The sequence below is a fragment of the Arachidicoccus rhizosphaerae genome, assembly GCF_900107765.1.
Lineage (GTDB): Bacteria > Bacteroidota > Bacteroidia > Chitinophagales > Chitinophagaceae > Arachidicoccus > Arachidicoccus rhizosphaerae.
In genome coordinates, this window is record NZ_FNQY01000001.1 from 266,815 (window position 1) to 292,614 (window position 25,800).

Sequence of the window (25,800 nt, forward strand, 5' to 3'; positions counted from 1 at the left end):
TTTTGCCCCACCATCAACAAAATCTTAAAAATTTTATAAAGACTGTTAAGTTTTCGTTTTCTTATTCTATTTTTGCCCTGTCGGATTTCAACTGTAGCAATCTTTAGCCCAAAGCATAAGGTTGTTAATTCTATTCTAATAGCATGAAAATGCTACTGGCATTGTATTGTGATTAACTAATTAACAAACAAGTACATGAGCAAAAAGTTATTTTTACTTTTCTGTGTTAGTTCCCTATTTACTATTAGTAGTGTATTTGGACAAAACATAACTGTCCACGGAAAAGTTCAAAATGAAAAAGGCGAAGCTGTGGGCGCGGCTTCTGTAAAAATTAAATTAACGAACCAGGGAGCCTTAACAAACGATCAGGGAGAATTTACGCTGAGCGTAGAAAAAGGCAAGATTCTGATGATTACTGCTATTGGTTATGAAGAGCAGGACGTCAGGGCAGAAGAAAACTTAACCATTACCCTAAAAGAAGCAGAAGCTGCCAGTGCAGGTTCTGATGTGGTCGTAACAGCCAACTCTATTCGTCGTGAAAAAAGAACACTGGGCTACTCAGCACCCATTATTAAAAGTGATGAATTAATGCAGGGCCAAAGCACAAGTCCGCTTGCAACACTGGCAGGCCGTGTTCCTGGTGTTAATGTAACTTCTTCCACAGGTGCACCTGGTAGTTCAACAAGAGTTGTACTTCGTGGAGGGTCTTCTATTACTGGGAACAATCAGGCATTAATCGTAGTAGATGGAGTTGTCATGGATAATTCCAGCATTATTGGCGGAGGATCGCTGACTGCTGTTGACTTCGGCAACAGAGGAAATGATATTAATCCGGATGACATCGCCAGTGTTACGGTGCTTAAGGGACCAGCCGCGGCGGCCTTATACGGATCAAGGGCCTCCAATGGTGCGTTAATTTATACGACCAAAAGCGGTTCTTCTCACAAGAAGCAGGAAATAACATTCAGCTCTGCTAACACTTTCTCTTCCATTCTTAAATTACCTGATTTCCAAAATGAATACGGACAGGGTTATTGGGACGGGACCTACGATAAGGATAGCAACTTAAATGTTGTACTCGACCCCAGGGAAAACGGGAGTTGGGGACCTGCCTTTACAGGTGAGTTGCAGGAGTGGGGTCAGGAAATTAATGGCGTCAGATTAAAAAAGAATTATTCTGCACTGCCAAATAATATCCGGAATTTCTTTTCCACAGGATTTGTTACAGATAATAATGTATCTATCGCAACAGGTAATGATAAGGCAGGGTATTATTTAGGGTTAAACTCTACAAACTCCAATGGTATCTATCCTGGAGACAATGATACCTATAATAAATACAACGTAAGGTTTAACGGGAAGGCACAGTTATCAAACAAATTTTATAGTGCCGTTTCCTTTAATTATAATAAAATTCATCAAAACCAGGTCGGTGGTGGCCAGGGTGGCGGATCTGTATTGAGTAACCTGTATCAGACCGCCCGTGGTATCCCTATTGATAAAATGGGTGATTTAAACAATCCATATTTCGGATATGGATATACGGATGCCAATGGAGTTACTCATAATGATGAATATGGCTTCTATGGAGTATATACAATGAGTCCGTATTATATTTTGAAAAATTATAAAAACTACGATGATGTTGATCGTATCAGCGGAAGCTTTACAATCGGTTACAACCCTACCGACTGGTTAAACGTAGTTGAAAGAGTAAGTACGGATTTCTATTCTGACAGAAGAAGATTAATTGAGCCCAAATATGAATATTACCCAATTGATCCGGGGAATTCCGACTGGTATACACAAGGTGATGTACAAACCAGTAATGGATCCTATGTAGAGAATAACATTACGGTTGGTGAAGTGAACCATGATTTAATGATTACCGCTCAGCATGAATTCAATAAAGATTTCAGTGGATCATTGATGGTTGGGAATAATATCAGACAGCGTTCTTATACCAATGATTATACTTCTACCAATCAGAGTTCCGGACTCATTGTTCCCGGATGGTATAATTTCGGAAACAGCAATGGTCCGATCTATGCTACAAATTATACATCAACTAAAAGACTGGTGGGTCTGTATGCAGATTTAAACCTTTCTTATAAGGACATGTTATATCTGGATGCGACGGCGCGTAATGACTGGTCATCTACCTTACCTAAGGAAAATAATTCATTTTTCTATCCAAGTGTGAGCGGATCTTTCATCTTTACAGAACTGATGAAAAATTCAAATATTACTAGTGTCCTGAATTACGGTAAATTAAGAGCAAGCTGGGCACAGGTGGGTAACGATGCAGATCCTTATCTGTTATCTACTACTTATTCTGCCACTTCCATTTCTGATGGATTTGCTTCCACTCAGTTTCCATTTAACGGCGTGCCGGGGTTGCAGGTCGGTTCAACAATTGGTAATCCTGATTTAAAACCGGAAATCACCACTTCTTATGAAATAGGAACTGAATTGTCCTTTTTACATAACAGATTGTCTTTGGACTTTAGTTATTATACCAATAAATCCAAGAACCAGATCCTTAATATTCCAATTCCGGGATCAACCGGTTATGGGTACAAAGTGGTGAATGCCGGTGTGATCCGCAACAGAGGTATTGAATTAAGTCTGCGTGGTACACCCATCAAGACGCAGAACTTCAGCCTGGAATTATACGGCACTTATTATAAGAACAACTCCAAAGTATTATCCTTGATGGACGGTGTTTCTCAGGTAACCATCGGTGGATTCAATTCAATGGCGATTGTTGCAGCAGTCGGCCATCCATATGGCGAGTTTTATGCGGTGACCAATCAGACAGACGGTCAGGGCCATACGGTCGTCAGTGCAAGCAACGGTATTCCTTTGCAGACAGATTCTGCTCAATATCTGGGAAGTTATAATCCTGATTACCAGGCTTCTTTCGGTGGTAAGGCCCAGTTTAAAAACTGGACGCTAGGGTTTTTGTTTGATACAAAACAAGGCGGTAAATTTTATAGCCAGACCAAGGCATATATTGACTTTAACGGAACAGCACTTGAAACGGGTGGAGATCGTAATCCTCAGATCTGGCCAAATTCCGTTATCAACACAGGTACTTCAAAGAACCCTGTCTATGAAGCCAATACGAGTGCCAAGTACATAAAGCAAGATTATTTCGGAAGTTATATCCCTGCAGGTATGGATGTAATAGACGGGTCTTATGTTAAATTACGGACATTGTCACTTGACTATAGTGTTCCAGCCTCAGCCCTTCAGAAAACACCTTTTGGTTCGATGAGTGTTGGGCTCTATGGAAATAATCTGTTTATCTGGACCCCGTCCGAGAATAAGTTTGTAGATCCGGAAATGAATTCAACAGGATCTGGCAATGAACAAGGTTTTGACTTTGCTGCTCAGCCTTCCGTTCGTAACTACGGGATAAACATTAAAGTAACTTTCTAAAAAAGGAGATAATGAAAAACATTCAATATAAAATAAGCAATATCATTGCCGGGATATGTGCCCTGTTAATTTTGGCCTCGCTTACAGGATGTAGTAAATTTTTGGACGTTAACCAAAATCCGAATAATCCGGAATCTGCGGATCCGAATTTGCTACTGCCTACGGCACAAGTATCCCTAGGTGTTGCCGTCGGTAACAGTTTTCAGATTTATGGCAATGTCTTAAGTCAGTACTGGACTCAAAATTCAAGTGCCAGTCAATACAAAAGCATTGAGCAGTATGCATTTACCAATGCAAACTTTAACTATCCCTGGGTCTTCTTATACAGAGATGCGTTGATTAATTTACAAATAATCATTGATAACGCCACTGATCATCAGACGCAGTATGCTGCTATTGCGTATTTATTAAAAGCATATGGTTTGCAACTAGCAACGGACGCCTTTGGTGACGTCCCAAATAAGGAAGCACTGAAAGGAGAGGGTAATCCAACTTACGATCCGCAGGAAGTAGTGTATGACAGCATTTTCCAGTATATTGAAAAAGGCAAATCTTTAATTGATACGAATAGCGAAGAAGTGCCGGGATCAGATGATTTACTGTTTGGCGGAGATATGTCTGAGTGGATGGCATTTGCCAATACCCTGGAATTAAAAGCCTATTTGAGATTATCTGAAGTGGATGAGGCAAAATCTAAGGCCGGTGTACAAGCACTGTATGCTGAAAATGCCAAATTCCTGGATAAAGACGCAGCTATACAATACTCTTCAACCGGTGGTAATCAGAATCCTTTGTATATTAATATGGTAGGGCTCGGGAAAACACAGAATCTGGTGGCCAGTGCGACAATTGTTACCGCGTTTAAAAGAAATAACGATCCCAGATTAAATGTTTTATTTGATAAGATAAGCGGCCAGGATACCATTGCCTATATCAAACAGGGTGATTATCAAAACGCTAAACAAAAAGGGTCCGCCCCTTCTGCTTTAGTCGGTGGAAATGCCATGGACGAGGCCTCAGCACTTGCTCCCGTTCGCCTGATATCTGAATCAGAAAGTTATTTCCTGCAGGCAGAAGCAGTTGCAAGAGGATGGAGTTCCGGAAGTATTGCTGCTGGAGATCTCTTTAAAAAAGGTATTGAGGCCAGTTTTACGGCCGATGGTATTGAATCTGAAGCCAATGCATATATTGCCAGCGCGGCAGACGCAGCCTTTCCGGCAAAATCAAGTGACCAGATAAAAGCTATTATCGTGCAGAAATATTACGCGATGTGTGGCAGTCAGGGATTTGAAGCATGGACGGAGTGGAGAAGAACAGGCTATCCTGACTTCTTTACAAAATCCGTCGCCGCAGGCAATCTTGGATTTCCGGCAAGGTTCCTTTATCCCAACTCTGAAGTGACCAGTAATCTCAACTACCCGGGAACGGTGTCCATGTTTGAACCCGTATGGTGGAATAAATAAAAAGATTGAGGGTTAAAATGATTTAAAGCTGTGATATTTAATGGGGAAACCCCTTAAGTATCACGGCTTTTTTATTTAAATGCTGCATTTATTTTTAAATTAATAATACTTTAACAATATTTCGTGAGCGGCCTTATTTTCTTCCAGAGAGAATTTATGATGCATGCTCAGAATAAATACAACCGTTTGTTATTCACGGAAGTAAAGATTGTCGATGTTTATATATAGTTGATATAAATATATATAAAAGTTTTCATGTCAATGAATAACAATTAAATAAATTGTCGCGATTCTTAAAATTTGACTAAAAGTAGTTAAAAAGATAAAATTTTTAACGTAGTTTCACTGTATAAAAGCACCAAAACAACAATTTAGGACTCCTAAATTGTTTTTTTTGTTGAATTATTTTGAGCTAACAATGGTTTGTTAGCATAATATTTAAAAGAAAAAATAAAAGTACATGAGACAAAAACTTTTATTACTGTTCTGTTCAATTATTTTTCTTTCAACCGGCATTTTTGCGCAGGAAAAATTGGTGACAGGGACAGTAAAGAATGAGGCAGGCGATGCAATCGTATCCGCATCTGTCAAAATCGTAGGCTCAAACAAAGGAGCCATAACTGATGAAAATGGTTCCTTCAAAATTGGGGTAACTGCTTTAGACAAACTTGAGATTTCCGCAATTAATTACCAGACCCAGGTAGTGACGGTAGGGGACCAGACAATATTACAAATCGTAATGGTAGCGGCCGAAGGAAGTAATTTGAGTGATGTTGTCGTAACGGCCCTTGGGATTAAAAGATCTAAATCTAATTTGCCCTATGCCGTTCAACAAGTCGGGGGAGATCAGTTTACTGAAACCAGAGCCAGCAACTTCGCAAATGCATTATCTGGCCAGGTAGCTGGTTTGCAAATCACCCAAAACAACAATCTGGGGGGCTCTACGAATGTCGTGCTCAGAGGTTTTAAATCGTTAACGGGTAACAATCAGGCTTTATTTGTCATTGATGGTGTTCCTATTGATAATAGCAACACGAATACAAGTAGTCAAAAACAAGGGTTTGCGGGATTTGACTATGGGAACTCTGCAGCGGACGTAAACCCGGATGATATAGCATCCGTAACTGTGCTAAAAGGAGCTGCGGCAACGGCGTTATATGGGTCCAGAGCCGCCAATGGCGTTATTTTGATTAATACAAAAAAGCCTAATAAGGCCGGGATAGGTGTAACCGCTAATTTCGGGGTTACCACCGGTTCAATGGATAAATCTACTTTTGTGCATTATCAGGATCAGTATGGTGCGGGTTATTATGATCCCGATGTTGCTGCCACGCATTATTCAAACACGGATCATCCTGCTTTCTTTTATTATGACGTAGACGGCGACGGAAAAAATGATTATGTAGCTCCTTCAGGAGACGATGCCTCATTTGGGGAAAAATTTGATCCAAGTCTGATGGTTTTTCAATGGTATTCACAGGATCCCTCAAGCCCTTATTATAATAAAGCAACTCCCTGGGTAGCGGCTAAGAACGGCCCGTCCACCTTTTTTATCAATCCATGGTCAAACAGCTCGAGTGTAACAGTAAGTGGTGCTAATGAAAAGGGCGGGTTTAAAATGGGATATACTAGAAATGAGGATAAAGGTATCATGGTTAACTCCAAAATCATAAAAGATTTATTGAATTTCGGAGCCCATTATAAATTATTAGACAACTTAACCGTGGAGGGGGATATCAATTATTCTAGAATTAGAGGCAGAGGGCGTTATGGCAACGGTTATGGTGACCCCTCAAGTATAGCCGCGAATTTTAGAGAATGGTGGGAAACCAATGTTGACATACAGGATTTAAAAAATGCTTATTTTAATAACAACAAGACCAATATGACTTGGAACTGGAAACAAATTGGCAAGAATAACAAGCCCGCCTATTGGGATAACCCCTACTTTTCCAGGTATGAGAATTATGAAACGGATGAGAGAAACCGTTATATAGGTCATGCGTCCGTAAATTACCAGGCCACTGCTTGGTTAAATATTATGGGTCGCGTGTCTTTAGATCATTATGATGAAATTCAGGAAGAAAGGACTGCGACAGGGTCTTTAAATCCGGATGGATATACCAGATATAATCATGCATTTAGCGAGTATAATTATGATTTAATTGCAACAGTAGATAAAGATCTTGGTGAAGATTTAAACCTGCATGCATTGTTGGGGGGCAATATCAGAAAATCAACAACATCATCCATCTATGCGGAAACTAATGGCGGACTTGTTGTGCCCAATTGGTTTGCACTTTCCAATTCGGTGAATCCCATTGAAGCCCCCGTTGAAACCTATCAACCTATTCGCGTAAATGGTGTATTTGCCGGCGCAACATTAGATTACAAGAAACTTATCAGCCTGGATTTATCCGGAAGAAATGATATTTCATCTACCCTGCCAAAAGGCGATAACAGTTATTTTTATGGGTCTGCATCTGCGTCCTTTGTATTCTCAGAATTATTAAAGGAAGCGGGCTGGCTGAACCATGGAAAACTCAGGTTAAACTACGCTTCTGTTGGTAATAGCGCCCCATTTGCAAGTCTGGTGGATGTATATACGAAACCGACTGGATACGGATCTATTCCGTTATTTAGTCTTCCGGATACAAAAAATAACGCAGATCTCAAACCAGAAAGAACAAACAGTTTTGAAATCGGCTTAAATATGGATATGTTCAGTAATCGGGTAGGATTTGACGTTACTTATTATAACACGCATTCCATTGATCAGATTTTACCGGTCGCTATTTCCGATGCAACCGGATATGGATTCAAATACGTGAATGCAGGAGATATCCAAAACCAGGGTTTTGAAGTTTCAGTAAATCTGACCCCCGTCAGAAACAGTGATTTCAGGTGGGATATGAATCTGAACTGGACAAGGAACAGAAATAAAGTCATCAAGTTATTTGGAGACAATAAAAATTTACAGCTTGGTGGATTCCAGGGAGGCGTATCTGTTAATGCAACCGTAGGTCAACCTTATGGGACATTAAGAGGAAGTGATTTTATTTATTACGGGGATGAGGAAGGTCAGACTGTTGCTGATGCAATAGGTAAACATGTTATTTTATCGAGTGGAGATCCTGCATTGACAGGAAGCAACGAAGTTATCGGCGATGTTAATCCGGATTGGATTGGCGGTATTAATAACACATTTAAATATAAGAATTTCTCCCTTGCATTTTTGATTGATATAAAACAAGGAGGTGATGTCTATTCAATTGACCAGTGGTACGGACAAGGCACCGGTTTATACAAAAATTCTGTTGCACTCAATGCAAATGGAAAATCAGTTCGTGATCCGGTGGATGAAGGAGGCGGTATCCTGAATCCTGGTGTGACAGAGGACGGCCAGCCTAATACGACTTATGCTGTGGTGTCGGGTGTACGCGGTTTGGGTTATAATGCCATGCCCAATAAAGCCTTTGTATATGATGCCAGCTATGTAAAATTACGTAGCGTTTCATTAGCCTATAATTTCCCACAAAAATGGTTTGATAACAAAGCAATAAAAGGAGCCACCCTTTCCGTCTTCGGAAGAAACTTGTGGATTATTCATAAAAATCTACCGGACGCTGACCCTGAAGATGCCGCCAGTTCTGGTAATATCCAAGGTTTTCAGGTGGGATCTTATCCAACCTACAGAATGTATGGGTTTAATTTAAACGTGCGGTTTTAACAGCTAAAACAGAAGAAAATGAAAAAAATATTAATAGTCATAATAATTCTGGGGTCACTGATGACTTACAGTTGCTCCAAAGATTTTGGCAGCATGAATGATGATACAAAATCACCGATAACGGCGATTCCGGAAGCGGTATTTACCAATGCCCAAAAAGAATATGTTGATTTAATGGCGACGCCCAATGTCAACACAAATATATTTGAGCTGATTACACAATACTGGGCGGAGACGCAGTATCCACAGGAAAGCCAATATGAATTAACCGAAAGGAATATTCCAAGAAATTGGTGGTCAACTTTATACAGGAATGTACTGGCAAATGTTCTGGATGCAGAAAAAGGAATTGCGGCAGAGGTAACCCCGTTGCCGGAGGATGTTAAGGTGCAAACGAACTCCCTGGCCATTTGCAAAATATTGTATGTAAAAGCCTATTCCGATCTGGTGGTTACATTTGGTGACATTCCTTATACGGATGCGGTTAATATTGATGAAACGACAACCCCTAAATATGATGATCAGAAGGATGTCCTGTATGCTTTAATTGATACGCTAGACCAGGCCTTAGGCAGTCTGGATGCGGATTATGAAAGTACAATGGGAGACCAGGATTTATTCTATCAAGGGGATGTGGCTAAATGGATTAAATTGGGTAATTCCATTAAATTGTATTTAGGGTTATTAATTGCAGATGTTGATCCTTCAAAGGCTGCGACCATGGTAAGTGCAGCCTCACCTCTGGCTATGTCCTCCAGCGACGATAATGCTACCTTGTATTACCTGACCGCCACACCGAATACGAACCCTATCTGGGTTAATTTGGTGCAGGGAGGAAGAGATGATTTTATTCCAACCACCACACTTGTTGATGCCATGGAAAATCTGGATGACCCCCGAATGGATATATATTTTGCCAATAAGATTGATGGGAAATATTTAGGTGGGACACCTGGAACAGGAAATGTTTACGGAACACATAGCCATCCGGGCGATGGGCTGAAGGCAACGGATTTTCCATTTACTGTTTTTGATTATGCTCAGGTAGAATTTTTAAGAGCAGAAGCGGTTGAAAGAGGCATTGCTGTTGGAGGAACTGCGGAGTCACATTATAATAATGCCGTTACGGCTTCCATCCTCCAATGGGGAGGAACTGCCGCCCAGGCAGCGACCTATCTGAAGCAACCTTCAGTGGCATACAGTACTGCCACTGGCAACTGGAAAGAAAAAATCGGTATTCAGTCCTGGATACATTTTTACCTAAGGGGGTTTGATTCCTGGACACAACAAAGAAAACTGGATTACCCCAAACTGGAAGCTCCGCAACTGGCAGTTTCCGGCTATCCCGTCAGGTACACCTATCCTCAAAATGAATATACTTTAAATGAGGATAATGTTGAGGCCGCTGCCAGTAAAATAGGAGGAGATAAAGTTGAAACAAAACTATTTTGGGATAAAAATTAAAGTCAATTTTATAGCTTTTTAACAAAATAAAACCCGCTCTTAATATTTAGGAGCGGGTTTTTTAATCTGAGAAAACCAATGTATCTTGCCACTTAATTGAGTTTTTTAGTGCATTTAACCCTAAATTATGGCAGAATCCGTCATTTCAATCAGTAACGCAAATATTTACCAGGGCAATAATCTGATCTTGCAGGATGTTAATTTTAAGATCGAAAAAGGAGAATTTGTCTATCTGGTGGGTAAGACAGGAACCGGTAAATCTTCCTTACTCAAGACGCTTTACGGAGAAATCCCGCTGAAAGAAGGAGACGCAACGGTTGTCGGAACAGAAATCCGCGGACTCAACTGGAAAACAGTGCCTTTTCTCAGACGTAAATTAGGGGTGGTATTTCAGGATTTTCATCTGCTTACCGACCGTAATGTCTATGAAAATTTACGGTTTGTGTTAAGGGCTACCGGATGGAAGGAAAAGCACCTGATAGATGAGAAAATTCATGATTCACTGGAAAAAGTTGGCCTGAAGGGCAAAGGATTCAAAATGCCTTATGAAATGAGCGGCGGAGAACAACAGCGTGTAGATATTGCCAGAGCGCTTTTAAATTCCCCCAAACTGATACTGGCTGACGAACCGACCGGCAATCTGGACCCGGAGACCAGTAACGGGATCATGCAACTGCTCTTAAGCATCAGTAAAGATCTTGGAACCACGGTTTTGATGGCTACCCATGATTATGTAGTCATTAACCGTTATCCTTCCAGAATCCTTAAAACAGAATTAGGCAAGGTATTGGACAGTGATATGGTCCTGGCGGCTAATAAATCTGAATGAGCGCTAAACCCGTAATAGTTGTTTCTGCCACCCGGTTTTTCCAGGGAGGTACACTGGTCATCGTAGCGGAATGCCTTAAGTTTCTATCAGAACATTATAGTACGACCCATACCATTAAAGCGCTGGTATACAAAAAGGCGCTTTATGAACAAATGGATCCCCGGTTACATCTCCTGGAAGGGGTAGAATGGATCGAATATCCAAAGGCAAGAAAATCCGCGCTGCACCGTCTTTATCAGGAATATATTTCCTTTGGAAAATCAGCCGTAAAATGGCAACCCGTACTCTGGCTGTCCCTGCAGGACAGCACACCCAGAGTGAAGGCCACCGTAAGAGCCGTTTATTTTCATAATCCTTTATTAGAGATTCCCCTACCCCTACTCGCTAAATTCTGGAAGCATCAACCCCGACTGGCGTTGCTTCGATTATTATATAAGTACATTTATACCAGGGGGATAAAAAATAATGATTTTGTGATCACACAACAGGCGGGAATTGCTGCCTTACTGGAAGGGCGCTATGGCTTGGAGCGCAGTAAAATCAGGGTCTTCCCGCCGAAGTCTTTTTTATTAAACAGTACCGGTCCTTTAAATTACCGGGCGGAAAGTAAACCGCTAGGGGAGGATACAGAAGATGGAACGCAAACAAAACAAAGGCCCTATACCTTTATTTTTCCGGCAACGGCCTTTTACTATAAAAACCATGCGTTGATTTTAGCCGCCTGCCGTCTTTTAAATGATCAGCTTTCGGAGTCCTCTGCTCATGAACAAGCGTCTTTAAATTATCAGGTAATACTCACCATTGACGGTTCAGAAAACCGTCATGTACAACAACTGGCACTTGCAGCTCAAAAAGAATTGCCGGAGATTCAATTTGCGGGCTTTTTAAAGCGGACCTTACTTTACGCTTATTATAAAAAGGCAGATTGTATGATTTTCCCTTCTTTGCTGGAGAGCTGGGGCCTGCCTTTATCAGAATTTGCGGCTCAGGATAAACCGGTTTTATGTGTGGATTTATCCTACGGACGGTCGACCTTGCGTGATTATAACAAAGCGGTTTTCTTTGATCCGGAGAATGAAAAACAGCTGGCCGCTCTGATGCATCAGGCCATCACAGGAAAGCTGAACTTTCAGGGTCCGGACAACAGGATAAAACAGGATTACCAGATTTTAAATAGTTGGGAAGCGCTTTTTCAACAATTACTGGATTCGGGCCATTAGATGCAGGAGAGGATCGCAGGGGTTATTTTAACCCTTTGTAAAAATGAATCAGCTTTTTCTCTTCCGTATTCCAGTTATAAATTTCTCTTGCCTGTAAACAGTTTTGTTGCAGCCTTGCATAAAGCGCTTTATCGGTCAAAAGGGTATTTAGGCCACGGGCAATGGTGTCCGGATGGAGATCGTCAATCAGGATTCCGATCTCAAATACATCATTAATTTTTTTATTCTCCGGATAGTTCATCGTCAGCTGCGGTATCCCGGCATGCATATAGTCAAAAAACCGGTTGGAGAGCGACAGATAGAAGCTCGCGCCCAGATTGTCATTTAAGTTTAGTCCGACATAAGCCTGCCGCGTATACTGACTTAGCTGTTCGGGTAAAACAAAGCCTTTAAAATCAAACTTATCCGTGAGCTTTCTTTCATGTACCTCCTTTTTGACTTCCGGTAGAAATCCTCCGCTGCCGCAGATGGTTACATGTGCATTCACTTTTTGCATCGCAGGAACCAGCCCTTCAAACCCCCGTCCCTTTTCAATGACACCCTGATAAATCAGACTATGTTCATCTTTTGGCGTAAGGGGAGGCGCCTCTTTTAAATAAGGGCTGTTCATGATAATGAAATAATGAACACCATACATTTTATGGTAGGCCGCGGCGTAGCCTTCATTTTCCGTATAACCTAAGGGAAATCTGGGCTGGCAGAACCTTTCTATCGCTTTCCAGAGTTTATAGATGCGTGGTCTGCTTATAATATCATGCATTTCACAGAAAAGCTCATGTGCATCAAAGACCCGGATGGTTCTTCTGATAACGGAGGCAAACAGAACGGGCAGCGCCGTATCCAGGTCATCTGCGACCAGGATATCGGCTTTATGAAAGAGTAAGTAAAAAAACAGCCGGATATTGGTTTCTATAAAAAACAGCGGCCCTTTCTGAAATAAAAGACCCAGTCTATGTTGCTTAAATTTCTTTTGCCCGAGCGGTTTGCTGTTTTTTTTATTAAAACCCAAAAGGAGAATCTCAAAGCCACTAGTTGCCAGGGATGTACATATTTTTTGCATCCTTTGGTCATACACCAGGTCATTGGTAACAGAAAAAATTATTTTTTTCAAAATTGCTTGTTAGCGGGTGATAAGTTTGTAAGAGAACACTGCTCAGCGTTCCTTTGTGCAGGTTAGCGGGCCGGTTTCTTATACTTAAGCTGGACCGGTACAACCCCGTCCTGCAGCATATCTATCTTTTTGGCGGCTTTCCAGCTGAGATCAATAATTCTGCCGGCAACAAAAGGTCCGCGGTCGTTGATTTTCACTTTCACGGTTTTGCCGTTTTTCAGGTTCTTAACCCGGACGATCGTACCAAAGGGCAGCGTCTTGCTGGCGGCTGTTCTTTTATGTTTTCTAAAGGTTTCTCCGCTGGCCGTCTTGCGACCTATAAACTGACCCGCATAATAAGAGGCCTTGCCGGTTTCCTTAATGGTTTTTCCACAGCCCGTTAAAAAAATGCCCGCGATCACCGACATTAAAAATAGGGAAGTAAAAAAATACAGTTTTCTATGCATACTAAAATTCTATAAGTGAACTATAACTAAAACGGCTGAAAAGAATTTTTATTTCTTTCAGCCGTTTTAGGATCAGAAGGTAAAGATAAGCTTTAACCAACTGTTTGTAGCAAGAGTGCTACATATACTAGATTAAAAACATATGCTATTATAAACTATTCAAAGGGCGTTTTTACCACTTTGGCTTTAATGCCTTTATCTCTGATGGAAATAAAGATTTCTTTATCCAGGCCGGCGTGCGGTACATTCACATAACCCAGGCCAATGGCCTTGCCCAAAGAAGGCGACTGGGTTCCGCTGGTTACATGACCGATTTCATTACCCTCGCTGTCTACGATTTTATAATGATGTCTGGGGATGCCTCTTTCGAGCATTTCAAAACCGACCAGCTTTTTAGTGATGCCTGTAGCTTTTTGCGCCACCAGCGCTGCTTTGGACGGAAAATCCGCTTCTTTTTTAAGTTTGGTAATCCAGCCAAGACCCGCTTCCAGGGGAGATGTCTGGTCGTCTATATCATTACCATAGAGGCAATAACCCATTTCCAGGCGAAGGGTATCTCTGGCACCCAGGCCACAGGCTTTAATATTTGCTGCTTTACCGGCTTCAAAAATGGCGTCCCAGATTTTTTCTGCATTACCATCCTTGTTTTCAAAGTAGATTTCAATACCGCCGGCTCCCGTATAACCGGTAGCGCTGATCAGCACATTCTCTACCCCTGCAAAGCTGTTCTTTTCAAAAGTATAGTATTTGAGTTTTTGTAAATCGGCCGGGGTTAAAGGCTCCATGACTTTACAGGCATTAGGTCCCTGTATTGCCACTAAACAGGTCTGGTCGCTGATATTTTCCATCTGGACCCCTTTATCATTAAATCCGGCAATCCAATTCCAGTCTTTTTCGATATTAGAGGCATTGACCACTAATAAATAGGTCTCATTGGGTTTGAGACAATAGACAATCAGGTCGTCCACGATGCCTGCGTTGTTATTGGGCAGACAGCTGTATTGCGCCTGTCCTGCTACCAGTTTGGACGCGTCATTGCTGGTGACTCTTTGAATCAGATCCAGCGCGTCAGGGCCTTTCAGGATAAATTCACCCATATGGCTCACATCAAAAACACCGACGCTATTGCGTACGGCAAAATGCTCATCATTGATACCGGTATAGCTGATGGGCATATTATAACCTGCAAACTCAGCCATTTTAGCCCCCAGGGCCAGATGTTTGTCTAAAAAGGGTGTATTTTTCATCCTATTGGCGTTAACTATAATTGTTTTAACTATTAAATTGTTCGGGATCAGCTTTTAACAGGGCTGACCGGGCACAAAAGTAACATATGTTAGCCGATATCAGAAATATTTAGACCCGGTGAGAGCAAACGTCTGCGTTAAATATTTACAACCTGAATGCCTGGTTCCCGGGAACCGGTTAAACAGCCTCCAGGATCAATACGGCGCTCTGTTCTTTTTTCTTTAAAAACCATTTTAATCCCTGGTGAATCAGCTGGTCTCCGCTAAAGACCTGGTCGTTTTCCCTGAACTGCGGCTGGCCGCCTTCAGGGATGTTGATTTCCCGGATTTTATAATTTTTATCGGGATCCAGACCCGTCAGTTTCCAGGCAGGCCAGGAGTCCTGTTGGAGGGTCTCCATGCTGTAGGCAAAAAGGACCGCTTTATTTTTGGCACTATCCACATACATCAGAGAAGAGAAATTTGTCTCATAGGGAGAGATAAGCCGGTAAAGGTCTCCGTAATTAATGATCATCTGGTATTTATGGTAATTATCCACGCTTTGTCTGGCCTGGCTAAGTTCTGCGGAAGTTAGCTTGCTGACATCCACATCGAATCCCAGTTTTTCAGACATGGCCACATCAATTTTATATTTCAAAGACTGGTCGCCTGCAGCCGTCACATGGGCGCAGATGGCTAAAGAAGGATAGAATACAGAAGTCGCCCATTGTAAACGGATCCTGTCCACCGGATAGGTATTATCGCTGGGCCAGAATTCCTGAAAATATTTTAAAGCACCGTATTCCACTCTTCCGCCGCCACTGGCGCACAGCATCATTTCTAAGTTGGGATATTTCTTACGGATCCTGTCCAGCACTTTATAATAGGCCTCCGTGTATTTAATGTATAATCCGCTTTGGTCTTTACCCAGATAGGGACTAAAGGCATTATCCATGGAGCGGTTACAGTCCCATTTCATATAACTGATGGAAGGCGCGTCCTGCATCAGGGAATCTATTACCCCGAATACAAAGTCCTGCACGGCCGGATTAATTAAATCCAGCACCAGCTGGGTCCGGTATAAATGCTGCGGCCGGTTGGGTGCTGCAAGGACCCAGTCCGGATGCTTTAAATAGAGCTCACTGGAGGGGTTGACCATTTCCGGTTCAATCCAGATCCCGAATTTTAAGCCTTTCTGGGTTGCCTGGCTGGCCAGATAGCCAATGCCTCCGGGTAGTTTTTTCTTATTGGCCTGCCAGTCGCCAAGGCCTGCATAGGAGCTGTTTCTGGGGTATTTATTGCCAAACCATCCGTCATCGAGTAAAAACAGGTCCACCCCCAGTTTTTTAGCCCCGTCAAACAGGCCGACCAGCTTATCCTGATTGTAATCAAAATAAGTAGCCTCCCAGTTATTGAGCAGGGTTAACCTTCGCTGGTGACCGTTATAAATGCCATAATCCACTGCCCAGTGATGAAAATTACGGCTGATCTGGCCCAGCCCATGGCGGGTATAGGAAAATATAAATTTCGGGGTCTCAAATATTTGCTCAGGGGCCAGGGTATACGCAGAGGCGTAGGCGTTGATGCCGGGAATGATTCTAAGGGAGTTTCCCATGTCAATATTGAGCTTTAGCTGCTCAAACTGGATATTAAAATTGCCGCTATAGGCCAGGGTGCCGGCAAATACCTCACCTTCATTTTCTGAGACCTGCTTTTGCGGCGCAATGAAAAAAGAGGGATTATAGTTACAGGCAGTGCGCACCCCCAGTTTTGACTGAATGGAAAATATACCAGGTTGTAACCGGGCAGTATTCATTTCCATTTCCTTCTCGTATTCACCGTAAAAATGAGTGAGGTAGGTCTTATCCCAGTTAATATTAATAAAAGCCGAGGCAAACCGGTCCAGGGTTACGCTGCCTTTCTCCTGATGACGGATAGTGGTCCAGCAGCTGATGATATCTTCTTTCCGATAACTCTCAAAATGAAGGGTAACCCAGAAAGGGTAGGCCGGATCTTTCATCAGAATATCCGTCCGGGTGACATTATCACTTAATTTTTTCGTTTGAATATCCTCTACATTTAAGACCAGCGACCTGTTACCATCGCTGTGGCGGACCTCAATGGCGGGCTCGTTTAAATAGGTGGCTCCGCCCGTCGGAAATCCCATGGCAAGGGTCGGGTTCTCATTTCTGAAATCCGGATTGACATCCCGGTAGCTATCCTTATGGCCCAGTTTTGTTCCCAGATAAATCTGTTGCAGCTGCCGGCTCGTGTCCACCTGATACACCAGGGCGGTATGGGAGGTGGTTATAGCGATGTTTTCCACTTTGGGCAGATGGGCTGCATTTTGTGCCAGGGAGGTATGGTGGAGGGCTGTCATGGTTACCAGAATAAGGATAAAGGAGAAATATCTATGGAACTTGTTCATGAATCAATAATTTATGGAAATGCTTTATTTAAACAAGAGGGTAAAGTTACGGTGAAATTTCAGGTATTACTTTTGATCAGAAGCATCCGTAAATCTATGGACGGTACAACCAGATAATCTGATCCGGTATGGCCACTGAAAATACGTATTCGTGTCTTTTTGAGACTGCCACCGAAGCGGGATATCTTTACCCGGGGCGCCCATAACCACCAGCCAAAGGTCCGTTGTGTTTTGAGAAACCGTGTATTGCAGACGGCCCTCGCTGTTGGCGGCTGTTTTGCTGTAGGATGTCCTGCCGTTTTTATGTAAAGCGACAAACCCGTAGCGCCAGCCGGCAGTCACCCGCTCGTGGGTGGCGCTGTCCAGGGCTGAAGCGACCAGGCCCTTAAAGTCAACGCTCACTTTGCCCTCCGTGCCCGCTGGAAGGGTCAGCCGAATCGCGTTATACCCGTAATTCTGGGGGATACTGGCCTTGTCCGGCTGATACCAGCCACCGGCGAGGCTATCCATTTTTGTGTCCTGCTGGCCCACATAAGGCAGTGCCAGCTGATGGATCCTTGCAAAGTCCCAGGTAATAAAACGGCGAACCCCTTCAAACATATCCGTGGCAAAAGCCTGATCATCCATGTTTTTCAGGCGTTTAAAGACGGTGACAATATCTTCTGCTGCTATAGCCTGGTGCAGCAGCCTACTATAAAAGGTCCTGCCATATTTCTCTGACCAGTATTCCAGCACAAAAGGGCTATGATACATATTGGCCGGATGCTCAAAAGCCAGGTTGGTCTGTTTTAAAAAACCCTGCAGGTGGTAGTTCTCAAAATGCAGCCAGTCCGGATAGACCTGCCAGAGCATGTATTGAGCCGCCATTTCTGTAATGGGGCCATCCAGCCGGCCCCCATAATCCAGGGAGGCCAGATATTGAAAGGCGTGGCCCAGCTCATGGGCCAATACGCCATAAGGGTACTGGCTCATTCTGGATGCCGGCGTCCATAATACCCCCACGCTGTCCTCGCCCCAGCCGTAGGCGGTATTATCCGCGCCGCCTACGACCAGAAAAATGATTTTGTATTTGCTGGCCACTCCTGCAGCGGACTTTACCATCTGCAAACTGTCCACATAGAATCTATAGAAGCGCTCACACTCCTGAAGCGCTCTATGGACGTCAAAGCGCCTGGAGGTATCTTTGTTTTCCATGGGATTTTGTCCGTACTCTTTGGACCAGAAAATGATAATATCCGGCCCTTGGATGCTGCGCTGGTAACAGTACTCGCTGGAACTGTCCTTAAAATCATTTTGATCCGGCACGGTGTTCAGATGGGCCGGGATTCGCACCGCCTTGTCGGACGGGGTTTCAAAGGGCTTATGGTGGACGTTTTGAGCCGGCAGCCGGGACGTAGACAGTAATAACAGGAGGCAAAATAGCCTATGAATCAGGCACCCTGCAGGCCGTAGCATGCGTCTAGGATTAGAATTGGAGTTGGGATCTGGATTGAAATATGAAAGATGAAAACGCATATGCAATTATATTTTAAAACCTTAACGAAGCAGACGCCACATCAATAAATAGCAAAATAATCCTCTTTTAGGCAGGAGTAAGCCATCACCATCAATGAATAAATAGCAATAAAAAGCAAAATTTAGCAATAAGCAGTCAAGCGGTTAAAATCAAAGCAGCTTTGGTTAAATATGGACGAGCTGAGACGCTGCTCAAGTTCTCTTTCCTTTACAGATTTCGTTAATCCAAGAAAAGCGAGATTATAGCTGGCTTTGAGCATATCCTCAGCCTGTTCTGCCAGTATTTCTGGCAGAACCTTCTTAAAATTGTGCGATTTGGGTAAATCAGTCTCATTGTGGTAGCTATCGGCTTTCAGATAGTTAAGGAGTATGTTGCGACTCCAACCAAGTTCTATGGACTTCTTTGCATACCAATAAGCTTCATCATTTGCATTTATCTTATTGAGTAATAGTATATTATGTCCCCATGGCAAAACTGCAACAGCTTGTTGCAGTTTTGGATCTGCTTGCTTATAACGTTCGTAAAATCGTTTCATTTCCCAAAGATTACGAGAAGAGAGGCCCATTTCCGGAAACTCCGCTTTCAAGTCAATTGAGAGGCGGTTAACGACCCCTGCTCCGTGCCCTTTTTCTATTTTCCTTTCTGAAAGCAATTTCCCAATATTCCAATAGACACCAATAGCTGTGGCATTTACTTGTCGAGCAATATTGTTCCGTCCTGACTTAATTTCTGCAACAGCCTGTTGCAGTATTTCATCATATAAACCTCCGTCCTGAATATTTTTAATTTTTTTCTCATCCATCATTTTTTAAAAGGTGTGGTAAATAATTATAAATGGTTCTTCGTCTAAATTAGTGGATTTCAAATTTTGCCCAATTTAAACTTTCAAAAGAAATGCCCCTTGATTATCAAGGAATACTTAATCTGCCTTAAAATGTAATATTTTTTATATGTTTGTACTTTGCTTTGCAAATAGAATCATTCAATAGATAAGCAACTTCATGAACCCTCCTTCCGCTCTTACCCCTGAAAGTCAGCCCGAATCAGATAAGAAAACTTGTCCCAACTGCGGTTTTGCCACCTCTGGGAATTACTGTGCACAGTGCGGCCAGCAGACGCATCTGCATAAAGACACTTTCTGGGGGCTGATCAGCCATTTTGCGGCTCATTATTTCCATTACGACAGTAAGTTCTGGCAGACGTTAAAGGCGCTTGTCTTTGCGCCCGGGAAACTTACGGTTGCCTATCAGGAGAAAAAAAGACAACGCTATATCCCGCCTATCTCCCTGTATATCTTTGTGAGCATCATATTTTTCTTATTGCTGCCCGTGTTCCAGCAGCATGTGGTACACATAAATAGTGAAGGGGCAGCAAAGTCTCATATAGAAAAGCTTGAGGGTAAGGATTCGCTGGCAAACGGTTCTATTGAGCAGTCTCTGGTTAAAGCTGCCGCGGCCAAAGGTGATTCCCTGAAGGCTGCAGACCGGTATGTTGGCAGAGTGGGGGACGGGCTGCTGAGTGATTTACGCGCGCATCCGGAAGCATTCAAAGAAAAGATCTTGCATGCAATGCCGAAGTTGTTTTTCTTTATGATTCCGCTGCTGGCCGCTTTACTGAAGTTGTTTTTAATACGGCAAAAGCAGTTCTATTTTGTGGACCACGCTGTTTTTGCCCTGCATATCCACAGTTTTGTTTTTATTCTTTGTCTGATCGGGTTGATGAATCCTTTCCCCGGGCTACAGGGACTCATCAGCAATTTCATCTTACTGATTTGCTTTATATACTATATCATCGCAATCAACCGGGTATATAAAAGCGGCTGGATGGGATCCGTATTAGTAGGACTTGGAACAGCCGCCTTGTATTTTATCGCTTTAATGGGACTGATCGTGCTTGGACTATGGCTCCTGTTTGCGCTGGGACATTAAATCCCGAGCAGCGGGCGCCTGCTAACCCAGCAGCTGAGCGACATCTTTGGCAAAATAAGTGGCGATCAGATCCGCCCCCGCTCTTTTAATGGAAGTCAGGCTTTCCAGCACGGTTTTTTGTTCATCCAGCCACCCCATTTTAGCGGCCGCTTTAATCATGGCATATTCACCGCTGACATGGTAGGCGCTGACCGGAACCGTCACCGCATTTTTAATTTCTCTGATGATATCCAAATAAGCCATCGCAGGCTTTACCATAACGATGTCAGCCCCCTGCTCTATATCCTGAAGGGTTTCATTGAGGGCTTCGATGCGGTTGGCATAGTCCATCTGATAGGTTTTTTTATCGCCAAAACCCGGTGCGCTGTCCAGCGCATCTCTGAAAGGTCCGTAAAAGCAACTGGCATATTTAGCGCTGTAGGAAAGAATACCAACGCCCGTATGTCCGTTTTCTTCCAGAGCTTTTCTGAAGGCGCCGATGCGGCCGTCCATCATATCACTGGGTGCTATAAAATCAGCGCCCGCCTCGGCATGTGAGAGGCTCATCTTTGTGAGCGCCTCTACGGTTTCATCATTGAGGATGTACCCGGTCTTTACATCCACAATCCCATCGTGGCCATATTCAGAATAAGGATCCAGCGCCACGTCGGTCATAACGATCATTTCCGGAACGGCATCTTTAATGGCTTTAATGGTTCTTTGCATTAAACCGTCCGGGTTCCAGCTTTCTTTGCCGGTATTGTCTTTGGTGCTGTCATCGCTTTTGACAAATAATAAAACACTTTTGATGCCCAGGCTCCAGAGCTCCCGCACTTCCTGGATCGTTTTATCCAGCGTTCTGCGGTAATAGCCCGGCATGGAAGCAATCTCATGAATGCTATCCTTGCCTTCCTGGATAAATATGGGTAGAATAAAATCATTAGGGGTGAGAACGGTCTCTGCTACCAGGCTGCGAATGGCTGCAGTGCGTCTGGTAATTCTGTTTCTTCTTTGTAAGTACATATCACTTGTATTTATGGTGATCCGGGCTGGGAGCGCTTTTAATAACACCGGGCCCGGAAAATTGTTTCTTTCTTTTATGCCCAGTCTTTAGGGTGCCGGCAGGCGTCCAGTAGCTTTTGCTCCTCAGAGCCGGGCTCCGGCTGAAAATTATAATCAAAGCGAACCTGGGGCGGCAGACTCATTAAGATACTTTCCGTTCTGCCGTTGGTCTTCAGACCAAATAAAGTGCCCCTGTCATGAATCAGGTTAAATTCCACATAACGGCCCCTTCTGATCTGTTGCCAGTAGGTGTTTTTTTCCGTGAAAGGTGTCGCCGCTCTTTTTTCAACAATGGGTATGTAAGCTGGAATAAACTGCTCCGCCACCGCTCTTTGAAAATCAAAAGCCTTTTCGAGTGAAAAAGCGACCGGATGCTCCTGGCCGGACTGACCGGGGACCAGGTGGTCGTAAAAAACGCCACCGATGCCCCGCATCTCAAAGCCTCTGTGTTTATTATTAAAATACTGGTCACACCAGTTTTTATAGGCAGGGTATAACTGAGAGCCAAAAGGGTCCATGGCTGTTTTAAAACAGCCATGAAAATGACGGGCATCCTGCTCGAATAAATAATAGGGTGTCAGGTCGGCGCCGCCGCCAAACCATCTTTGTATCACCCGGCCGTCAGCGTCATACAGCTCAAAATAACGCCAGTTGGCATGTGTTGTCGCAACGAAAGGGTTGGCGGGATGGATGACCAGGCTGATGCCGGCTGCAAACCACCGGTCTCCGTCCATGCCCAGTCCCTGGCGCATGGCCTCAGTTACCTGGCCGTGCACGATAGAAGTATTCACGCCGCCTTTTTCAAAGACATGACCGCTGGTGATAATACGCGTTCTGCCGCCGCCCTGGCCGGGACTTTCTTTGCTTTGTCCTGCTTCTGCTCCCCGTGCCCACTGCTCATCTGTAAACCTGGCCAGTCCGTCCACTTTTTCCAGCGCAGCACAGATATTATTTTGCAGGGACAGAATAAACGCACACCAGCGTTCCCTGAAACCGTCCGCGGATGGCCCCATCTCTGCGGGGACCTCTGCTAATTTAAATGCTTTCATTTCCATCATATACCGACACTTTGACAAATCCTGTTTTACTGATTGCGGGAAAACCCCTGTACGGTCTGAACAAAGGTCCTCGCATTTTCCACCGGGATACTCGGTAAAATGCCATGTCCCAGGTTGGCGATCCATGGGTCGTTGCCAAAACCGGTCAGCATTTTTTCGACCTCATTTTTTAGTTGCGGGAGGGGAAGCAATAACTTAGCCGGATCAAAATTACCTTGCAGGGCAATGTTTTTGCCCGCGAGCTGTCTGGCCGTATCTGCCTGAATGCACCAGTCGATCCCCAGGCCGCTGGCGCCGGTGGCTGCCATGTCAGGCAGCGATTGCCAGGCCCCTTTGGCAAATAATATAACCGGTGCCAGATCTTTCACCGCCGCAGTGATCTGTTTTAAATAAGGAAGCGACCAGGTCTCAAAATCCTCTTTACTCAGCAGGCCGCCCCAGCTGTCAAATATCTGAACCAGATCAACACCTGCTTCAATCTGTGCTTTGAGGTATAAAATGGTACTGTCGGTAATCATCTGAAGCAGCTGTGTGGCCAGTTCCGGTTGCTGGAAACAAAAGGCTTTAGCCTCATCAAATGTTTTAGAGCCTTTGCCCTGCACCATATAACACAGTAAGGTCCAGGGAGCACCGGCAAACCCGATCAAAGGCACCCGCCCGTTTAATTCATTTTTTATCAGTTTGATGGCACTGGTAACATAACCCAGCTTTTCCTGCACATCCGGCACCACGATGCGGTTCAGGTCTTTGGGTGTTTTAATAGGATCCGGCAGTAAAGGCCCCTGTTTTTTCACGAGCTGCACTTCCAGTCCCATCGCCTGTGGAATCACCAGGATGTCTGAGAACAAAATAGCCGCATCCACTCCGATGATATCTACCGGTTGCAGGGTGATCTCGGCCGCCAGTTCAGGCGTCTGCACCCGTTCAAAAAAGGAGTATTTATTTCTAAGGGCAATATACTCAGGCAGGTATCTTCCCGCCTGACGCATCATCCAGACCGGAAAACGGTCCGTAGGTTCCCCTTTTAATGCTCTTAGGATCAGATCATTTTTTAATGTAGTCGAATGATTAAGTGTATCAGTAGTCATCATTGAATAATTAGGCTTCTTTTTTTTGTAAGTCTTCAAAATATTTTTTCACCTCCTCTAAAAGGGCTTCCTTGCTGGGCTCGGGGGCCACAATTACCTTATTGGGAGAAAAGGCCCGGATGGCGGTAGCCGTTGTCTCTCCGATGGCAAATAATACGGTGAAATCCTTTAGCGGGGGGTTATGGTTAAAATAACAGGAAACGGCCGAGGGGCTGAAAAATAAAATGCCTGCCAGGTCTCCGCCGATATTATTAGGGATGCAAATGGTTTTATAGCAGATGACTTCTTCCAGCGGGATATGGAGCTCCCGGCAGGTGGCGGGTAAAGTCGGCATTCTTTTATCGCCACAGAAAAAGACAGCGGGCCTGTCCAAAAGGGGCTTACTGTCTGCCTGGATCAGTTTTGAAAGCGCTGTGCTGTTGGGGGCGGTACGCTCTATTAAGGAAGCGTCAATAAACTGCAGCAAGGTTTGCTTTGTTTTACCGCTCAGGCAATAGATCCTCCAGTCAGGGCTGGTCTCCAGTCTTTCAAAAACGGCTCTGACAGCCATTTCACTGGTAAAAAAAGCGTTAACAGCCGTTCTGCTTAACTCATATATTTTATTTTCCACCTCGCTATCATAAGAAAGTTCCTTGGATATGATGGGAATCGTATATAGCTTAAATCCAAAGTCCCAGTTTAGGTCTCCTTCTATACAAAGCGCTGCCGTGGAAATGATGGTATGCATAACGCGAGGTGCTTTTAGGGTGAGTGAATCAGATTGCCTAATCTTTTGCCGGTTGTTTCATTTTATCCGGGATATCTGTCCGGATTTGCTGAACAATATTGTCAGCCCCCTGTTGTAAAAGATCTTTTGCAGCATGGGCCCCCAGCCTTGTATGTTCAGACAGCGCCGCCTGCCGGGACGTTGTATATTTTTGCTTACCGTCTAAAGATAAAATGCTTCCCTGAAAACGGATCTGTCCGTTCTCAACCGTGGCATAAGCGCTAATAGGCGTAGAACAGCCACCCATAAGTGTGCTAAGAAAATCTCTTTCGATGCCGGCCGCCGTGGCGGTGTCGGGATCATTTAAGGGGGCAATTAAAGATAAAGCCTCCGGGTCGTCTGTTCTTGCCACAACGACAATGGCGCCCTGGGCGGGGGCGGGAAGCATCCAGGGGATCTCGCTGGCCTGCTCCGGCCGCTCAGCGATCCTTTCCAGGCCGGCCGCGGCAAATATAGCTGCGTCCCAGTCATTGTCATGAAGTTTTTGCATGCGGGTTTGTACGTTGCCCCGCAGGTTTTCTATTTGTATTTGCGGAAATTTCTCCAGTATCTGTGCTGTGCGACGTACGGATCCCGTGGCTACCTTGCCCGTCAGGCTTTTATCTTCCCCGGCTAAAAAAGCCGCTGCAAAAGCGGGATCCTTAAATACCAGTAAATCTCCCGCGCTGGCCCTTGGTAAAACAGCGCCCTGACTGATGCCCTGTGCCAGCTGGGTGGGGACATCCTTAAAAGAGTGGACGACCACGTCAATTTTGTGGCTTAACAGATAAGCGTCCAGCGTTTTGGTAAAAACGCCCTGAACGCCCATGGCATATAAAGGTGTGACCAGGTCCAGGTCGCCTTCGCTTTTAACGGCGACCAGTTCGGTGGTGATGCCAAGTTGTTCTAACAGGGATTTTACGGTGTTGGCCTGCCAAAGTGCAAGTTTACTATCTCTGGTACCTATTTTTAAAATCCGTTTGGAACACATGTTAGATCTTTATAAGTTGAATGTATTTGCGGATATGCGGGACGCCCTGTTTCGCTGCATGGCTGCCATATC

Annotated in this window: 18 protein-coding genes; 7 read left to right on the forward strand and 11 right to left on the reverse strand. The window is 44.0% G+C overall.

Features of this window, described 5'->3' with window-relative positions:
- The first annotated feature begins 195 nt into the window (after positions 1 to 195).
- From BLU80_RS01015 to BLU80_RS01040, 6 genes are all read left to right on the forward strand, one after another.
- Entirely contained in the window at positions 196 to 3,444 is a 3,249-nt protein-coding gene (locus BLU80_RS01015) for a SusC/RagA family TonB-linked outer membrane protein (protein ID WP_091392257.1), read from the forward strand.
- An 11-nt stretch (positions 3,445 to 3,455) separates the two neighbouring features.
- Positions 3,456 to 4,907 carry a SusD/RagB family nutrient-binding outer membrane lipoprotein gene (locus BLU80_RS01020; protein WP_091392260.1) on the forward strand — a complete coding sequence of 484 codons (1,452 nt, stop codon included), beginning with the start codon at positions 3,456 to 3,458 and terminating at the stop codon, positions 4,905 to 4,907.
- Between the two features lie 460 nt (positions 4,908 to 5,367).
- Complete coding sequence (locus BLU80_RS01025) at positions 5,368 to 8,637, forward strand: SusC/RagA family TonB-linked outer membrane protein (RefSeq protein WP_091392262.1); 3,270 nt, start codon at positions 5,368 to 5,370, stop codon at positions 8,635 to 8,637.
- A gap of 18 nt (positions 8,638 to 8,655) precedes the next feature.
- Complete coding sequence (locus BLU80_RS01030) at positions 8,656 to 10,101, forward strand: SusD/RagB family nutrient-binding outer membrane lipoprotein (protein ID WP_091392264.1); 1,446 nt, start codon at positions 8,656 to 8,658, stop codon at positions 10,099 to 10,101.
- Between the two features lie 127 nt (positions 10,102 to 10,228).
- Positions 10,229 to 10,930, forward strand: a complete 702-nt coding sequence (locus tag BLU80_RS01035) for a cell division ATP-binding protein FtsE (RefSeq protein ID WP_091392266.1) — start codon at positions 10,229 to 10,231, stop codon at positions 10,928 to 10,930.
- Positions 10,927 to 12,150 carry a glycosyltransferase gene (locus tag BLU80_RS01040; protein ID WP_091392268.1) on the forward strand — a complete coding sequence of 408 codons (1,224 nt, stop codon included), beginning with the start codon at positions 10,927 to 10,929 and terminating at the stop codon, positions 12,148 to 12,150. Before BLU80_RS01035 ends, BLU80_RS01040 begins: the two co-directional genes overlap by 4 nt.
- A gap of 22 nt (positions 12,151 to 12,172) precedes the next feature.
- Here BLU80_RS01040 and BLU80_RS01045 read toward each other — a convergent pair whose 3' ends face one another.
- From BLU80_RS01045 to BLU80_RS01070, 6 genes are all read right to left on the reverse strand, one after another.
- Positions 12,173 to 13,261 (reverse strand): glycosyltransferase, encoded by a 1,089-nt coding sequence (locus tag BLU80_RS01045; protein WP_091392270.1) that lies wholly within the window; start codon positions 13,259 to 13,261, stop codon positions 12,173 to 12,175.
- 62 nt (positions 13,262 to 13,323) lie between these two features.
- The gene (locus tag BLU80_RS01050; protein WP_091392272.1) at positions 13,324 to 13,707 is read right to left on the reverse strand and encodes a septal ring lytic transglycosylase RlpA family protein; all 384 of its coding nucleotides are present in this window, start codon (positions 13,705 to 13,707) and stop codon (positions 13,324 to 13,326) included.
- Positions 13,708 to 13,862: 155 nt separating this feature from the next.
- Positions 13,863 to 14,954 (reverse strand): glycine cleavage system aminomethyltransferase GcvT, encoded by a 1,092-nt coding sequence (gcvT, locus tag BLU80_RS01055; RefSeq protein ID WP_091392274.1) that lies wholly within the window; start codon positions 14,952 to 14,954, stop codon positions 13,863 to 13,865.
- A gap of 178 nt (positions 14,955 to 15,132) precedes the next feature.
- Complete coding sequence (locus tag BLU80_RS01060) at positions 15,133 to 17,361, reverse strand: alpha-galactosidase (RefSeq protein ID WP_211481703.1); 2,229 nt, start codon at positions 17,359 to 17,361, stop codon at positions 15,133 to 15,135.
- Between the two features lie 66 nt (positions 17,362 to 17,427).
- Positions 17,428 to 18,876, reverse strand: a complete 1,449-nt coding sequence (locus BLU80_RS01065) for a DUF6055 domain-containing protein (protein WP_091392276.1) — start codon at positions 18,874 to 18,876, stop codon at positions 17,428 to 17,430.
- 122 nt (positions 18,877 to 18,998) lie between these two features.
- Entirely contained in the window at positions 18,999 to 19,682 is a 684-nt protein-coding gene (locus BLU80_RS01070; protein WP_091392278.1) for a DUF1016 N-terminal domain-containing protein, read from the reverse strand.
- 196 nt (positions 19,683 to 19,878) lie between these two features.
- On the opposite strand from BLU80_RS01070, the gene BLU80_RS01075 reads away from it, so the two are divergent.
- The gene (locus BLU80_RS01075) at positions 19,879 to 20,805 is read left to right on the forward strand and encodes a DUF3667 domain-containing protein (RefSeq protein WP_091392281.1); all 927 of its coding nucleotides are present in this window, start codon (positions 19,879 to 19,881) and stop codon (positions 20,803 to 20,805) included.
- Between the two features lie 21 nt (positions 20,806 to 20,826).
- Here the strand turns inward: BLU80_RS01075 and hemB are convergent, their stop codons facing one another.
- From hemB to hemC, 5 genes are all read right to left on the reverse strand, one after another.
- Positions 20,827 to 21,807 carry a porphobilinogen synthase gene (hemB, locus tag BLU80_RS01080; RefSeq protein ID WP_091392283.1) on the reverse strand — a complete coding sequence of 327 codons (981 nt, stop codon included), beginning with the start codon at positions 21,805 to 21,807 and terminating at the stop codon, positions 20,827 to 20,829.
- A 74-nt stretch (positions 21,808 to 21,881) separates the two neighbouring features.
- On the reverse strand, positions 21,882 to 22,904 hold the full coding sequence (gene hemF, locus BLU80_RS01085) for an oxygen-dependent coproporphyrinogen oxidase (protein ID WP_244518638.1): 1,023 nt from the start codon (positions 22,902 to 22,904) through the stop codon (positions 21,882 to 21,884).
- A 26-nt stretch (positions 22,905 to 22,930) separates the two neighbouring features.
- Positions 22,931 to 23,995: a uroporphyrinogen decarboxylase gene (hemE, locus tag BLU80_RS01090; RefSeq protein WP_244518640.1), complete on the reverse strand. Its 1,065-nt coding sequence runs from the start codon at positions 23,993 to 23,995 to the stop codon at positions 22,931 to 22,933.
- A 7-nt stretch (positions 23,996 to 24,002) separates the two neighbouring features.
- Positions 24,003 to 24,719 (reverse strand): uroporphyrinogen-III synthase, encoded by a 717-nt coding sequence (locus BLU80_RS01095; RefSeq protein WP_091392285.1) that lies wholly within the window; start codon positions 24,717 to 24,719, stop codon positions 24,003 to 24,005.
- A gap of 37 nt (positions 24,720 to 24,756) precedes the next feature.
- Positions 24,757 to 25,728 carry a hydroxymethylbilane synthase gene (gene hemC / locus BLU80_RS01100; RefSeq protein ID WP_091392287.1) on the reverse strand — a complete coding sequence of 324 codons (972 nt, stop codon included), beginning with the start codon at positions 25,726 to 25,728 and terminating at the stop codon, positions 24,757 to 24,759.
- Positions 25,729 to 25,800 lie beyond the last annotated feature (72 nt).